Below are 14,342 nucleotides of genomic sequence, written 5' to 3' on the forward strand. Positions count from 1 at the left end.
GCGTGATCGGGATCACGTCGCCAGCGCTAACGCAGGCTCGACAGTGTGCTGTACTCTCGGCCGCTCCGGTCTCAGTAGTCAAGTTTGAGGAATGCGCCATCGCTGTGCACAGACTCCCCGCCGCGTCACCTTCCGAGATCTCTGAACTGTCCCGTTGTTCTGTGCTGTTCGTGCCCGCCGACCCGGCGCGCACCGGTCGGGTGGCCTTCTGGCACCCGGACGGCGACGCGCCGCCCGCCGTCGCGGCCGGCACCGCAGAGGAGCTCACCATCGCCGTGCCCGGCGACGACGGCGGGGCACGGCCCGGCGACGTCTCGGCCGTGCTGCTGCCGGTGCGCGCGGCGCTGCCGGTGCTGACCCGCGCGCGTGCCACGGCCGGGGCACATCCGACCGCCGCGTTCTGGGGGACGGCGGGCGTGCTCGCCCTGCAACTGGCCGCACGCGGCCTGCTGTTGCCCGGCCTGACGCCGAGTGACCACGACGCCTGGCGCTCGGGCCCGCTGGGCGCCGACGACCTGCGGCGCCTGCGCGACCTCGCGGCGGCGATGCCTCCGGCCGCACACGCCCTGCCCCTGGACGGCACCGAACCCCTGCGGCTGCCCCAACCGGAGCGGCTGCTGCGGCAGTTCCTCGACGCGGTGGCCGATACGCTGCCGCGCACCCCCGCCGCCGCGGTCGCCGCCGGCGCGCCGGCCTTCGCCGCGCCGCAGCCGCAGCACATCCCCGAGCAGCGGCCCTGGGCCATGGATGTCGCCGCCGGGCACGACGCGGGCGTACGCGTCTCCTTGCGCGTCGAGGTCCCCGGGCTTGTGGCGCAGACCTCCGACGAGAGCAGGTTGCCGTTCCGCGCCGTGCTGCAGATGCACAGCGTCAGCGATCCCTCGCTCGTCGCCGACGCGGCCGAGGTCTGGGCCGGTTCGGCCGCCTCGGGGCAGGCCTTCGGACCGCGCTCCCGGATGGACGCGCTGCTCGCGCTGCGCCGCGCCACGCGCGCGTGGCCGCCGCTCGCGCCGCTGCTCTCGGCCACCGTGCCCGACGCCATCGAGCTCGCCGACGAGGAAGTGACCGCGCTCCTCGGCGAAGGCTCGCGGATGCTCGCCGCCGCGGGTGTCGAGGTGCACTGGCCCAAGGAGCTGGCGCGCAACCTCACCGCCCGCGCGGTCATCGGCCCGCCCGACGACGACTCCAGGGACCCCGACAAGCCGTCGTCGGACACCCCGTCGTATCTCTCCGCCGACGCGCTACTCGCCTTCAACTGGCGGTTCGCGCTGGGCGACAAGGAGTTGTCCCGCGCGGAGCTCGACCAGCTCGCGGAGGCCAACCGTCCGGTGGTGCGCCTGCGTGACCAGTGGGTGCTCATCGACCCCGAAGAGGCACGGCGCGCTCGCGAGGACCAGGACCACAAGGTCACCCCGATCGACGCGCTGAGCGCCGTGCTGACCGGCACCACCGAAGTGGCCGGGCAGCGGGTGGACGTCCAGCCGACCGGCTGGCTGGCGACGCTCCGCGAACGCCTCGCCGATCCGGAGGGCATGGAGCCCGTCGGGCAGCCGGCTGCGCTTGCCGCGAATCTGCGCGACTACCAGCTCCGCGGTCTGAACTGGCTCGCCCGCATGACCTCGTTGGGCCTGGGCGGCTGCCTGGCGGACGACATGGGTCTCGGCAAGACCATCACGCTGATCTCCCTGCATCTGCACCGGCAGACGGACCCCGATTCCGCAGGACCCACCCTGGTGGTCTGTCCGACGTCCCTGATGGGCAACTGGCAGCGCGAGATCGAGAAGTTCGCGCCCGGCACCCCCGTGCGCCGTTTCCACGGAGCCCGGCGCGGCCTGGAGGACCTGGCCGACGGCGAGTTCGTGCTCACCACCTACGGCACCATGCGCCTCGACGCGGACAGCCTGGCCAAGGCTCCGTGGGGCATGGTCGTCGCCGATGAGGCCCAGCACGTCAAGAACCCGTTCTCGGCGACCGCCAAGCAGCTGCGCACCATTGGCGCACGCGCGCGCGTGGCGCTCACCGGCACCCCCGTGGAGAACAATCTCTCCGAGCTGTGGGCGATCCTCGACTGGACGACACCGGGGCTGCTCGGCAAGCTCGGCACGTTCCGCACCCGCTACGCGCAAGCCGTCGAGGGGGGCAAGGACCCGGCCGCCGCCGAGCGGCTCTCGCAGCTCGTACGCCCCTTCCTGCTGCGCCGGCGCAAGTCCGACCCGGGCATCGCGCCCGAGTTGCCGCCCAAGACCGAGACCGACCGGGCCGTCTCCCTCACCACGGAGCAGACCGGTCTGTACGAAGCCGTCGTACGGGAGACCCTGGCGGAGATCGCCGGTGCCGACGGTTTCGCCCGCCGCGGTCTGATCGTCAAGCTGCTCACCGGGCTGAAGCAGATCTGCAACCACCCCGCGCAGTACCTCAAGGAGGACGCCCCGCGGATCGAAGGGCGCTCCGGGAAGCTGGAACTCCTCGACGAGCTGCTCGACACGATTCTCGCCGAGGACGCGGGCGTGCTCGTCTTCACGCAGTACGTGCAGATGGCGCGACTCATCGAGCGGCATCTGGCAGCCCGTGGCGTGCCCTCCCAGTTCCTGCACGGCGGGACGCCCATCGCGGCGCGCGAGGCGATGGTGCAGCGCTTCCAGGACGGTGAAGTGCCGGTCTTCCTGCTGTCGTTGAAGGCCGCGGGCACGGGGCTGAACCTGACGCGGGCCGAGCATGTCGTGCACTACGACCGCTGGTGGAATCCCGCCGTCGAGGCGCAGGCCACGGACCGCGCGTACCGCATCGGGCAGACACAGCCCGTGCAGGTGCACCGTCTGATCGCGGAGGGGACGATCGAGGACCGGATCGCCGAGATGCTGCTGCGCAAGCGGGAGTTGGCGGACGCGGTCCTCGGTGCCGGTGAGGCCGCGCTGACGGAACTCACCGATGCCGAACTGTCGGATCTGGTGGAGCTGCGAGGGGGGACGCGATGAACGACACGTACGACGAGGCGTTCGACGAAACACACGAGGAGTCCGGGCAGGGCGCGCGCCGCCACGAGCGCACCTTCGCCGCGCTGCCGCCCGCGCACGGGCGGGGGTTCGCGCAGAGCTGGTGGGGCCAGGCCTGGCTGAAGGCACTGGAGGACACGGCGCTGGACCTCCAGCAGCTTAAGGCGGGCCGCAGGCTCGCGCGCGCGGGTGCCGTGGGCGCGGTGTCGGTGCGCCCCGGGCGCATCACCGCGGTCGTGCAGGACCCGGACGGCACTGCGCATCGCTCGGACGTGCTGCTGCAGCAGTTGACCGATGCCGAGTGGGACCGCTTCCTGGGCATGACCGTGGAGCGCGCCGGGCACATCGCGGCGCTGCTCGACCGCGAGATGCCACCGCATCTGGTGGAGGACGCGGCGGGCGCGGGCGTCGAACTCCTGCCCGGCATCGGCGATCTGGAGCCCGAGTGCGACTGTGACGCGTGGGACCACTGCGGGCATACGGCCGCGCTCTCCTACCAGATGGCCCGGCTGCTCGATCAGGATCCGTTCGTGCTGCTCCTGATGCGCGGCCGTGCGGAGCGTGAGCTCCTTGACGAGCTGCAAGTACGCAGCGTGGCGCAGGCGGAGGCCGAGGAGGCACCGGAGGAGGAGCAGGAGGAGGCCCAGGAGGGCGTGTACGCCGATGTGGCGTACGCCGAGGGCGCCATCCTCCCTCCGCTGCCGGACCTCCCTCCCCTGCCCTCAGAGCCGGGCCTGCCGCCCTCGCTCGACACGGAGGCGGAGCCCGCGCCGGGCATCGACGTGACGGCGCTCGAGTTCCTGGCGGCGCGGGCGGCCGCGGAGGCACACCGCCTGCTGGCCGAGGCGCTCGCCCCCGGGCACGAACGGCAGCCGGTCGAGGTGGAGTTGACTCCGGGTGAGGACGCCGTGCGGCTGGCCGCCGCGGCGCCGGGCGCGCCGGTGGTGACGCGGCTCGCCTCGGCGTCCGACCGGGGCAAGGAGGGGCTTGCGCTGGCCGTACGGGCCTGGGAGTTCGGCGGACCCGCCGCGCTGTCCGTGCTCGAGGAGGAGTGGACGCCCGGCGCCGAAGCCCTGGCACGCGCGCGTGCCGCCCTCGACGCGGCCTGGGACGAGGACGAGCGGCCGCAGCTGCGGGCCGCCCGCAACCGCTGGACCGTGGTCGGCGGCGACGCCCAACTGCGGCAGGGGGACGACGGCCGCTGGTGGCCCTACCGCAAGGAACGCGGCCGGTGGACCCCGGCGGGCCCGGCCACCCACGACCCGGCGACGGCACTGGCCGTGGTGACCGGCGGCGAGTGACACCCACCGGTGTGGTGCGGGGCGCCAACAGCCCCGCACCACACCGCTGAAGTTCCACGGCACACCGCACGCCCCCTTGGCCGAAACGCATCCGGCGGCGCCCGGCGCGTCCGCGCCGCGTGTGCACGCGCCGGGAACACCGGCGCGCGGACTCGCCCTGATCAGGGATTGAGCGCGGCCATGCCATCCGGGAGCGTGGACCGCACCGGTTCAGGGCATCGGGTCACGGACACGACCCGCCTGAACGCGTCATGGCGATCCACCTGAAGCCTGAAGGGGGGCGACAAGGGCAGCTTGCCCGACCACTGCTGACCGGACGATGGCGGACGGCGGCGCCTCCTGCCCCTCGCGGGAGGCGCCGTCGCCGTGCCCCCTGACGTTTACCTCTCCGCCTCCTTGCGTTCGTGGCGACGGCGAAGTCTGACCGCTGTCACCGAACTCGCGCCCCAGGAGGCACCCATGTCCCCGCACGCCGCCCGTCAGCGTCGCGTCCGCCGTTCCGTCGCCGTGGGTGTGCCGATCGCCGTGATCGCGGCGGCCGTGGTGACCGGAACCGCCACGGGCGCGCAGACCGGCGGCAAGGAGAAGGCGCCTCGGATCACCTCGACCGCGACGCTGGGCGACATCCCGCTGGGCACCTTCAGCAACTCGTTGCTGCCCGGCACGGTGGACGACGACCGGGACGTGCGTCTTGGCGGCATCGGCAGCGACATCTATCCGGCGGGCCGCAAGGGCGAGTTCTGGACGGTCACCGACCGGGGGCCCAACGGCCAGATCAAGGTGGACGGCAAGAAGCGGCGCACCTTTCCCGTCCCCGGTTTCGATCCGGCGATCGTGAAGGTCCGTGCCTCCGGAGACACCGTGAAGGTCGTCGACGCGCTGCCCCTGACGACGTCCTCCGGAAAGCCCGTCACCGGACTGCCCAACCAGGAGGGGCGCGATGAGGCTCCGTACACGTACGACGCCAAGAACCCTCTGACGTACGACCCGAACGGCCTGGACACCGAGGGCATCGTGCGGGCCGACGACGGCAGCTTCTGGCTGGTCGACGAGTACGGCCCCTCGCTCGTCCACGTCTCCGCACGCGGCAAGGTGCTCAAGCGCTATGTGCCGCAGGGTCTGAAGCTGTCCGGGGCCGACTACCCAGTGGCCGAGGCACTGCCCGGCATCCTGCTGAACCGCAAGGTCAACCGCGGCTTCGAAGGGCTCACCCAACTGCCGGGCGGGGACCTGGTGATGGCGGTGCAGAGCCCGCTGTCCCTCCCCGACGAGGACGCCGGCGAGGGCTCGCGGACGACGCGGCTGCTGCGCTTCTCGCCGAAGAAGCAGGCGGTCACCGCCGAGTACGCGTACCGCTTCGACCCGGTGGGGGTCGTCGACCCGGGCGAGGACGACACGTCCGAGCTGAAGATCTCCTCCGTAGTGGCCGTCGGCCGTGACCGGCTCCTCGTAGAGGAACGCACCGACAAGGCCGCGCGGCTGCAGACGGTGAAGCTGGACCGCCGCTCCGACATCCTCGGCGACCGGTGGGACGACGCCGCCACGGAGCCCTCCCTGGAGCAGCTCGACGATCCGGCCGGCTCCGGAGTGCCCGTCCTGAAGAAGCGCCTCGTGGTCGACCTGGGCGCCGTCAAGGGAGTGCCCGACAAGATCGAGGGTGTGGCCCTCGTGAACAGTCGCACCCTCGCTCTGATCAACGACAACGACTTCGGGATGACGGACGGCCCCGAGGCGTTCGACAAGGACGGCCGCCTCGTGGACAGCGGAGTCGAGACCACCGTGATGTACGTGCGGCTGCCGAAGGGCCTCTGAAGGGCTACCGCACGGCTGCGTGCCGCCTAGTTGCCCGCGGCCGACGGAATCAGGGATTCCAGGTCATCCGGATCGGTCGGCAGATCGCTGGGGAAGTCCGACGGCAGACCGCTCGGCAGGTTGGAGGGGACCTCCGTAGGGAGTTCCGATGGGATCTGCGACGGGATGCTCAGCGACGGAGTGGGCTTGCCGCCAGAGCTCTCGCTGCTCTCGGACGGCCCCTTCTTGCCCGGGGATTCATCGCCGCTGGTGGCCACCAGGACCACCGCGACGACGGCTCCCACCGCGATGATCACGGCAAGCAGGATGAACAGCCCGTTGCGCCGCCCCGGAGGTCCTCCGGGCGGTGGCGACGGCGGCCAGGCGCCGCCGTCCGGAGGCAGGCCGCCGCCGCCTCCTTCAGGAGGCCATCCCCCGCCGCCCGGAGGCGGTCCGTACCCGCCTCCAGGCGGACCGAAGCCGCCGTCACTTGGCGGGGGCGCGTCACCCGGCGGAGGAGGAGGCTGCGGCGGTACGGGCGGCATGGCCATACCGTCAAGAGTCGCCTCGCGCCGGTCAAGACGCGACCCCTGTGCAGAAGTTGATGCACCCGAAGTGACGCTTCGGGGTCAGCCGCGCGCCCCCAGGAGGTGGTCCATGGCGAGCTGGTCGAGGCGTTCGAAGGCCATGCCACGGGCCGCGGCGCCCGTGACGTCGAAGTCCTCGAAGGCGCCGCGGTCGGCGAGCAGCCCGCTCAGGCCGTCCTCGGCGGTGGGCAGCGACAGTTCGTCGAGCCGTGCGGCGTGCAGGGCCTCCTGGACCTCCGGGTCGGCGCGGAACGCGGCGGAACGCTCCCGCAGGATCAGGTAGTTGCGCATACACCCTGCAGCCGACTCCCACACGCCCGCGTAGTCCTCCGTGCGCGGCGGCTTGAAGTCGAAGTGCCGCGGACCCTCGTAACCGCCCCTCTCCAGGAGGTCGACCAGCCAGAAGGCGCTCCGTAGATCGCCCGCCCCGAAGCGCAGGTCCTGGTCGTACTTGATGCCGGTCTGGCCGTTGAGGTCGATGTGGAAGAGCTTGCCCGCCCACAGCGCCTGGGCGATGGAGTGCGGGAAGTTGAGGCCGGCCATCTGCTCGTGGCCCACTTCGGGGTTGACCCCGAACAGCTCGGAGCGCTCCAGGCGCTCGATGAAGGCAAGGGCGTGTCCGACGGTCGGCAGCAGGATGTCGCCGCGCGGCTCGTTCGGTTTGGGCTCGATCGCGAAGCGCAGGTCGTAGCCCTGTTCCGTCACATACTCGGCGAGCAGGTCGAATGCCTCCTTCATCCGGTCCAGAGCGTCGCGCACGTCCTTGGCGGCACCGGACTCCGCGCCTTCCCTGCCTCCCCATGCGACGTAGGTGTGTGCGCCGAGCTCCACCGCGAGGTCGATGTTGCGGATCGTCTTGCGCAGGGCGTAGCGGCGCACGTCGCGGTCGTTGGCGGTGAACGCGCCGTCCTTGAAGACGGGGTGCGTGAACAGGTTCGTGGTGGCCATCGGCACGACGAGGCCGGTCGCGTCGAGCGCCTGGCGGAAGCGCTTGATGTGGGACTCGCGCTCGGTGTCCGTGGCCCCGGAGGGGATCAGGTCGTCGTCGTGGAAGGTCACTCCGTAGGCACCCAGTTCGGCCAGGTGCCGTACGGAGTCGGCCGGTTCGAGGGGCGCGCGCGTCGCGTCTCCGAATGGGTCCCTTCCCTGCCAGCCGACGGTCCACAGACCGAAGGTGAACTTGTCCTCAGGAGTGGGCTGGTACGTCATGTGCGGCTCCCTGGATGGCTGATGCGGGCGGCGGGGCGGCCCGGGCGCGGCTGTGCCGTGAGCTGAGATGCGGCCGCCACGACTATTTCGTCATGGCACTTAACAAATTAGTATCCGGAGGCATCCCTGGGAAGGTCGGACGGAGAGAAGTCCGGAAGCACCCGGAAAGAGCCGCGGGAACGGAGACCCCCGATGTCATCAGCACCAGCAGCCGACGGTCCGCTCGTCGTCGGCGTGGACAGCTCCACGCAGTCCACCAAGGTCCTGGTCGTCGACGCCGCGACGGGCAGGGTGGTGGCGAGCGGTCAGGCGCCGCACGGCGTCAGCTCGGGCGCGGCACGCGAGAGCGACCCTGAGGAGTGGTGGAGCGCCCTCAGCGCGGCGCTGCACCAGTGCGGTGACGCGGCACGCGAGGCCGCGGCCGTGTCGGTCGGCGGCCAGCAGCACGGCCTTGTCACCCTCGACGCGAACGGCAGACCGGTACGGCCCGCGCTCCTGTGGAACGACGTGCGCTCGGCGGCGCAGGCCCGCACCCTGGTCGACCGCCTCGGCGGCCCGAAGGCATGGGCCGAGCGCGTCGGCAGTGTGCCGGGGCCCTCCTTCACGGTGACCAAGTGGGCCTGGCTCGGCGAACACGAACCGGAAGCGGCCCGCGCCAGCGCGGCCGTCCGCCTGCCCCACGACTACCTCACCGAACGCCTCACCGGGACCGGCACGACCGACCGGGGCGATGCCTCCGGGACGGGGTGGTGGGCGTCGGCGACGGAGACGTACGACGAGGAGATCCTCGACCTCGTCGGGCTCGACCCTGCTCTGCTGCCGCGCGTCGTCCGCCCCGGGGAGGTCGCAGGCACCGTACGGGGCAGCGGCGAACTGCCCTTCTCCAAGGGCACGCTGGTGGCCCCAGGCACGGGCGACAACGCGGCGGCCGCCCTCGGCCTCGGCCTGCGTCCCGGCACTCCGGTGCTGAGCCTTGGCACTTCGGGCACGGTGTACGCGGTCTCCGGCAACCGCCCCACGGATCCCACCGGGACGGTGGCGGGCTTCGCCGACGCACGCGGCGACTGGCTGCCGCTTACCTGCACCCTCAACTGCACCCTGGCGGTGGACCGCGTGGCAGCGCTCCTGAGCCTGGATCGCGAGGCCGTGGAGGCGGGCGGCGCAGTCACCCTCCTCCCCTACCTGGACGGCGAGCGCACCCCGGATCTGCCGCACGCCTCGGGGCTGCTGCACGGTCTGCGGCACGACACGACTCCGGGACAACTGTTGCAGGCGGCGTACGACGGGGCCGTGCACTCGCTGCTCGGCGCCCTCGACCTGGTCCTGGACGCCGACGCGGACCGCTCGGCCCCGCTGCTGCTCATCGGCGGCGGCGCGCGCGGCAGGGCCTGGCAGGACACCGTGCGGCGGCTCTCCGGGCGGCCTGTTCAGGTGCCCGAGGCCCGGGAGCTCGTCGCGCTCGGGGCCGCAGCGCAGGCCGCGGGCATCCTGACGGGCGAGGATCCGGCGGCGGTCGCGCGCCGCTGGGGCACGGCCGCGGGACCCGTGCTCGATCCTGTGGAGCGGGACGAGTCGGCGCTGGCGCGGATCGCCGGGGTAATCTCCGACGCGGCACCCCTTCTTGAGAAGGCGGCCCATGAGCAGTGAAAGCCATGAGTGACGACGAGCAGGGGCTGACGGGGGCATGACCGCACCACCGCACGGCACGCGGCAGGGTGCGTCCGGCGCCCCGCTCCCGGACACCCAGCAGGGCATGCGCCGCCGGAACCTCTCGCGTGTCCTGCACGCTGTCGCCGCGCAAGGCCCGCTGTCCCGTGCCGCCGTGGCCTCCCGGATCGGCCTGACGCGGGCCGCGGTCTCCACCTTGGTGGACGAGCTGATCCGTTCCGGGCTCCTGGACGAGCTCGGTCCCGAGCGCCCCGGCAGGGTGGGCCGGCCCGGTTCCGCTCTCGCGATCAGCGGGCGCGGTCCGGCCGGCATCGGCGCGGAAGTGGGCGTCGACCATCTCGCGGTGTGCGCGGTCGATCTGCGCGGAGAGGTACGCGCGCGTGCCGTGCGTCAGGGCAGCAACCGGGGGCGCGCGCCCGAGCCCGTCCTCAAGGAACTCGTCGCGCTGGTGCGGCAGGTGAACACCGAGGCGGGCCGGGAAGGGCTGCGTCCTGCGGGGCTCGCCGTCGCCGTGCCCGGTCTGGTCGCCCGCGACACGGGCACGGTCGTCCATGCCCCCAACCTCGACTGGTATGACGTCGACCTCGCCGCGCTGCTCCCGGGCAAGCTGCCGCTGACCGTGGACAACGAGGCGAACTTCGGCGCCCTGGCCGAGCTGTGGCTCGGCGACGAGGTGCCGCAGGACTTTCTCCACGTCTCCGCCGAGATCGGCATCGGTGCCGCGCTGGTCGTCGACGGACGGCTGCTGCGCGGGACGCGCGGCTTCGCGGGCGAGCTGGGACATGTTCCGGTGCGGCCCGATGGCCCGGCGTGTCCGTGCGGCGGTCGTGGCTGTCTTGAGCAGTACGCGGGTGAGGAAGCCGTACTACGGAGCGCGGGCCTTGCACCTGGCGCGGACCGGGTCGGGCTCCTGACCGAGCGTGCCACGCAGGGCGACCAGGACGTGCGCCGCGCGCTGCAGGACGCCGGGACCGCGCTGGGCATCGCGCTCACCGGTGCGGTGAACCTCCTTGACCCCCGGTGCGTGGTCCTCGGCGGGGCGCTCTCCCGGCTCGCGCCGTGGCTGCTGCCGCCTCTGGAGGCCGAGCTGGAGCGCCGCACCGCGGGGACGGGCTGCGGCGTAGCGGTCTCCCGACTTGGCTCCGACGGACCGTTGCTGGGCGCCGCACACTCGGTCGTACGGGCGGTCCTCGACGATCCGGCGGGAGTGTCCTGACGGACCTTCAGCCGGTTCGGCGGCCTGCCTGAAGAGCCTCGCTCCCCCTCTCTCATGATCTGGGCTCTCTCATGATCTGGGGCCGTCACTCCGTGTTGGCTATGGTCCGGGCCATGGGAAGCGGTGACGATGCACTTCTGGCGGAGCAGATGGCCTACTACCGGGCCGGCGCGGCCGAGTACGACCGGCCCTACGCGCAACGGCAGGACCTCCAGGACCTGCTGACGGTCACCGCCGACCTCCCCATCGGCGAGGACGTACTGGAGCTGGCCTGCGGGACGGGCCAGTGGACCACGATGCTCGCCGCGCGGGCGCGTTCGGTGACGGCAGTCGACGCGGCGGCCGAGACCCTGGCCATCGCCCGGTCCCGTGCCGCGTCTCCCCATGTCCGGTTCATCCAGGCCGACATGTTCGGGTGGCAGCCGCCGAGGCGCTACGACACGGTGTTCTTCGGCTTCTGGCTCTCTCACGTTCCGCCGGTGCGGCTGTCCGACTTCTGGAGCACCATCGCTGCCGCGCTCGCGCCGGGCGGCAAAGCGATCTTCATCGACGACGGGCCCGCCGAGGCCGCGCGGGAGGAAATCCTCTCGGAGAGGTTCTCGGAGAGGTCCGCACCGGCCGCCGTGCGGCGTCTCGACGACGGCAGCCGGTACCGCATCGTGAAGGTGTTCCACGACCCCCGGACGCTCACGGATGACCTGACGGCCCTGGGCTGGTCGGCCCACATCCGAACCGTGGCAGGGAAGTTCATCGTCGGCATCGCGGAACCTCGGCCGCCCCACGGCTCAGCGTGAAGCGGCAGTCTTCTCTTGGCGCATTTCCCCGCCCCTTGGCTCGTTCCCTCCCCTTGGCCCGTTCCGTCAGCCTCCTTCCGGTGAAACCGAGCGTCGTCGTGGCATCGCCCGGGCAGAATCGCGAGACTGCGAGCAGCCGACGGGAGCAGGGACAACCATGGAAATGGACCGGCATGGCCACGCCATGAGTGACATCGGCGACGAGGCCGCGCGGCATTACGAGCGGGCGCTCGACGCGCTGTTGTTCTTCCGTGGGGAGGTGGCCGATGAGGCACAGGCGATGGTGACGGCCGCTCCCCGGTCCGCCATGGCGCAGGTATTCGGCGCGTATCTCGGGCTGCTGGGCACCGAGGAGAGGGAAGCCGCAGCGGCGCGGCGGAACTTCAGCGCGTTCCTCGGCGCCGTCGACCTGGCAGGGCTTTCGCCGCGCGAGCGCATGCACGCGGCCGCTGCCGACGCCTGGCTCGACGGGGACATGTTCCGCGCCGGGGAGATCCTCGGCGAGCTCAGCCGCGAGCATCCCCGCGACGCCCTCGCGCTCGCCGTCGGTCACCAGATCGACTTCTTCTCGGGCGACGCGCAGCGGCTGCGCGACCGCATCGGCGGCGCGCTGACCTCGTGGGACTCCGATGACCCGCACTTCGGCCCGCTTCTTGGGATGTACGCCTTCGGGCTCGAGGAGTCGGGGCACTACGGCCACGCCGAGGAGACCGGGCTACGCGCCGTGGAGCGCCATCCGCGTGACGTGTGGGGCATTCACGCGGTCGTCCACACGTACGAGATGCGTGGACGGTTCGCCGATGGGATCCGCTACATGGACGCACGGACGACGGACTGGACCGACGGCAACTTCCTGTCCGTGCACAACTCATGGCACTACGCCCTGTACGCGCTGGAGTCGGGGAGCATCGAACGGGTCCTCGCCGTCTACGACAACACCCTCCACAACGAGGCCTCGGAGGGAATCGCCATGGAACTCCTGGACGCCTCAGCCCTGTTGTGGCGGCTGCTCCTCGTCGGTGCCGATGTCGGGCCGCGCTGGGCGAAGCTCGCCGAGGCCTGGGCCGGGCGGGAGGACGGCGCGTACTACGCCTTCAACGACGTACACGCCGTGATGGCGTACGCGGGGGCCGGCCGGATCGCCGATGCCGAGCGACTCGTGAAGGACCGCGAGCTGTGGCTCGCCCGCACCGAGCCCGCGGCCTCCCCGGCGGTGTCCAACCATGCGATGACGCGCGAGATCGGGCTGCCGGTGTGCCAGGCCCTCATCGCGCACCGCCGGGAGCAGTACACCCGCGTCGTCGAGCTGCTCGCGCCGATCCGGAACCGCCTCAACTTCTTCGGCGGCAGCCACGCGCAGCGGGACGCCGTCCAGCGCACGCTGGTGGAGGCCGCCGTCCGCTCCGGCCGGCACGACGATCTGGCGCGCACCCTGCTCAGCGAGCGGATCAGTCTGCGCCCCATCTGCCCGTACAACTGGCAGGCTCGGGCGCGGCTGGCCGACCGGCTCGGCGATCCGGACCAGGCCGTTGCCGCCCGCACCCGAGCCGAGCAACAGGCCGCCGCCGGGGCCGCAGCTTTGGGGTGAATGGATCCGCAGCCTTGGGGGCCAGGGCTCGCAGCCTTGCGGTGACAGGGCCTGCAGCCTTGGGGCGAGCGGGCCACAAACCATCCTGAGAGGTGTGGCCGCCGCGTGGGCCATCCCCCTCACGGGTGACCGCGATATCCACAATCACGGTGCTGTACACAGATCCAGCTCGCGCCCTTCCGCCCCAACCAGCCAGCGCCGTAACGTAATTGAGGCGAGGCACCACTCGTCCTGGCGACGGGGCGTGCCGGCGTGGATCGGGGGATTCAAGTGTGGGGGGAAACCAATCCAGGACTGCGTCGCGGAGCCATCGGGTTACGTGACGTCCTGTTCCAGAGCATTACGGCGATGGCGCCGGCCGCCGCGGTCGCTCGCGGCGCAGACCGTCGAATCACCGCTCGCCAGCGTCTGCGACACCAACTACACGTGCGTGGCCAAGGTCCGCAAGGAGTGGCTGCCCGCACGCGAGACTCACCGGGGGCTGCATGCGCGGCTGCGAGAGACGGCCGCGTCACTGCCCCATTGACGAGTCCAAAGAGTCCAGCTGTTCCCCCCACCGAGAGGTAGGTCAGCAATGGATCGAGCAAGACGCCTTCTCAGCCGGCGCCGGCTGTTGCAGGGCGCGGCCCTTGCCGCCGTCCCTGCCGCGCTCCTCCCCGCCACCCGAGCGACCGCTCGGCCCCGCGCGGTCGACTACCCCCTCGCCGAGTGGGTTCCGGCGAGCACCTCCAACTACACGGCGGCGAACCGGCCGAGCACCTACCCGGTGGACTTCGTGATCGTCCACGTCACCCAGGAGACCTACGCCGACACCCTGGCCATCTTCCAGAACTCGGCGAAGAAGGTGTCGGCGCACTATGTGGTGCGCTCCGAGGACGGCCACATCGCCCAGTGCGTGCGCGAGCGCAATGTCGCCTGGCACGCCGGCAACTGGAACTACAACACCCGCAGCATCGGCATCGAACACGAAGGGTGGGTCGACCAGCCCGAATATTTCACCGACGCGATGTACGAGCAGTCCGCGCTGCTGACCTCGGACATCTGCGACGCATACGGCATTCCCAAGAACCGCGACCACATCATCGGGCACGTCGAGGTGCCCGGCAGCGACCACACCGATCCGGGACCGTACTGGGACTGGCCGCGCTATATGGACCTGGTGAACTCCGTCTGACGTACGTCGGCTCATGTTCCG

Annotated in this window: 10 protein-coding genes and 1 pseudogene; 9 read left to right on the forward strand and 2 right to left on the reverse strand. The window is 71.6% G+C overall.

Annotation, left to right across the window (positions count from 1 at the left end):
• The first annotated feature begins 104 nt into the window (after positions 1-104).
• The 3 genes from AB0G47_RS28935 to AB0G47_RS28945 all read left to right on the forward strand — a co-directional run bounded on the left by AB0G47_RS28935 (position 105) and on the right by AB0G47_RS28945 (position 6,106).
• Positions 105-2,975, forward strand: a complete 2,871-nt coding sequence (locus AB0G47_RS28935; protein ID WP_360775888.1) for a DEAD/DEAH box helicase — start codon at positions 105-107, stop codon at positions 2,973-2,975.
• Positions 2,972-4,294: an SWF or SNF family helicase gene (locus AB0G47_RS28940; RefSeq protein ID WP_360775891.1), complete on the forward strand. Its 1,323-nt coding sequence runs from the start codon at positions 2,972-2,974 to the stop codon at positions 4,292-4,294. The genes AB0G47_RS28935 and AB0G47_RS28940 overlap by 4 nt, the downstream gene beginning before the upstream one ends.
• Before the next feature lie 459 nt (positions 4,295-4,753).
• On the forward strand, positions 4,754-6,106 hold the full coding sequence (locus tag AB0G47_RS28945; protein WP_360775894.1) for an esterase-like activity of phytase family protein: 1,353 nt from the start codon (positions 4,754-4,756) through the stop codon (positions 6,104-6,106).
• Positions 6,107-6,132: 26 nt separating this feature from the next.
• Here the strand turns inward: AB0G47_RS28945 and AB0G47_RS28950 are convergent, their stop codons facing one another.
• Together AB0G47_RS28950 and xylA are read right to left on the reverse strand one after the other, a co-directional pair.
• Complete coding sequence (locus AB0G47_RS28950) at positions 6,133-6,402, reverse strand: hypothetical protein (RefSeq protein WP_360775897.1); 270 nt, start codon at positions 6,400-6,402, stop codon at positions 6,133-6,135.
• 312 nt (positions 6,403-6,714) lie between these two features.
• Positions 6,715-7,881: a xylose isomerase gene (gene xylA / locus AB0G47_RS28955; RefSeq protein ID WP_360775900.1), complete on the reverse strand. Its 1,167-nt coding sequence runs from the start codon at positions 7,879-7,881 to the stop codon at positions 6,715-6,717.
• A 192-nt stretch (positions 7,882-8,073) separates the two neighbouring features.
• Between xylA and xylB the strand changes: the two genes are divergently transcribed.
• The 6 genes and pseudogenes from xylB (at position 8,074) to AB0G47_RS28985 (ending at position 14,321) form a co-directional block, all read left to right on the forward strand.
• On the forward strand, positions 8,074-9,528 hold the full coding sequence (gene xylB / locus AB0G47_RS28960; RefSeq protein WP_360775903.1) for a xylulokinase: 1,455 nt from the start codon (positions 8,074-8,076) through the stop codon (positions 9,526-9,528).
• 37 nt (positions 9,529-9,565) lie between these two features.
• Positions 9,566-10,765, forward strand: coding sequence for an ROK family transcriptional regulator (locus AB0G47_RS28965; protein ID WP_360775906.1), 1,200 nt, complete (start codon positions 9,566-9,568; stop codon positions 10,763-10,765).
• Positions 10,766-10,878: 113 nt separating this feature from the next.
• Entirely contained in the window at positions 10,879-11,559 is a 681-nt protein-coding gene (locus tag AB0G47_RS28970; RefSeq protein ID WP_360775909.1) for a class I SAM-dependent methyltransferase, read from the forward strand.
• 184 nt (positions 11,560-11,743) lie between these two features.
• Positions 11,744-13,147, forward strand: coding sequence for a tetratricopeptide repeat protein (locus AB0G47_RS28975; RefSeq protein WP_360775912.1), 1,404 nt, complete (start codon positions 11,744-11,746; stop codon positions 13,145-13,147).
• Between the two features lie 373 nt (positions 13,148-13,520).
• Positions 13,521-13,673: pseudogene (locus AB0G47_RS28980) on the forward strand (acetamidase); the annotation flags it as partial.
• A 48-nt stretch (positions 13,674-13,721) separates the two neighbouring features.
• The gene (locus AB0G47_RS28985) at positions 13,722-14,321 is read left to right on the forward strand and encodes an N-acetylmuramoyl-L-alanine amidase (protein WP_360775914.1); all 600 of its coding nucleotides are present in this window, start codon (positions 13,722-13,724) and stop codon (positions 14,319-14,321) included.
• Positions 14,322-14,342: the final 21 nt, after the last annotated feature.

Origin of the sequence: Streptomyces sp. NPDC021622, assembly GCF_040640795.1 — a bacterium.
Taxonomy (GTDB): Bacteria; Actinomycetota; Actinomycetes; order Streptomycetales; family Streptomycetaceae; genus Streptomyces.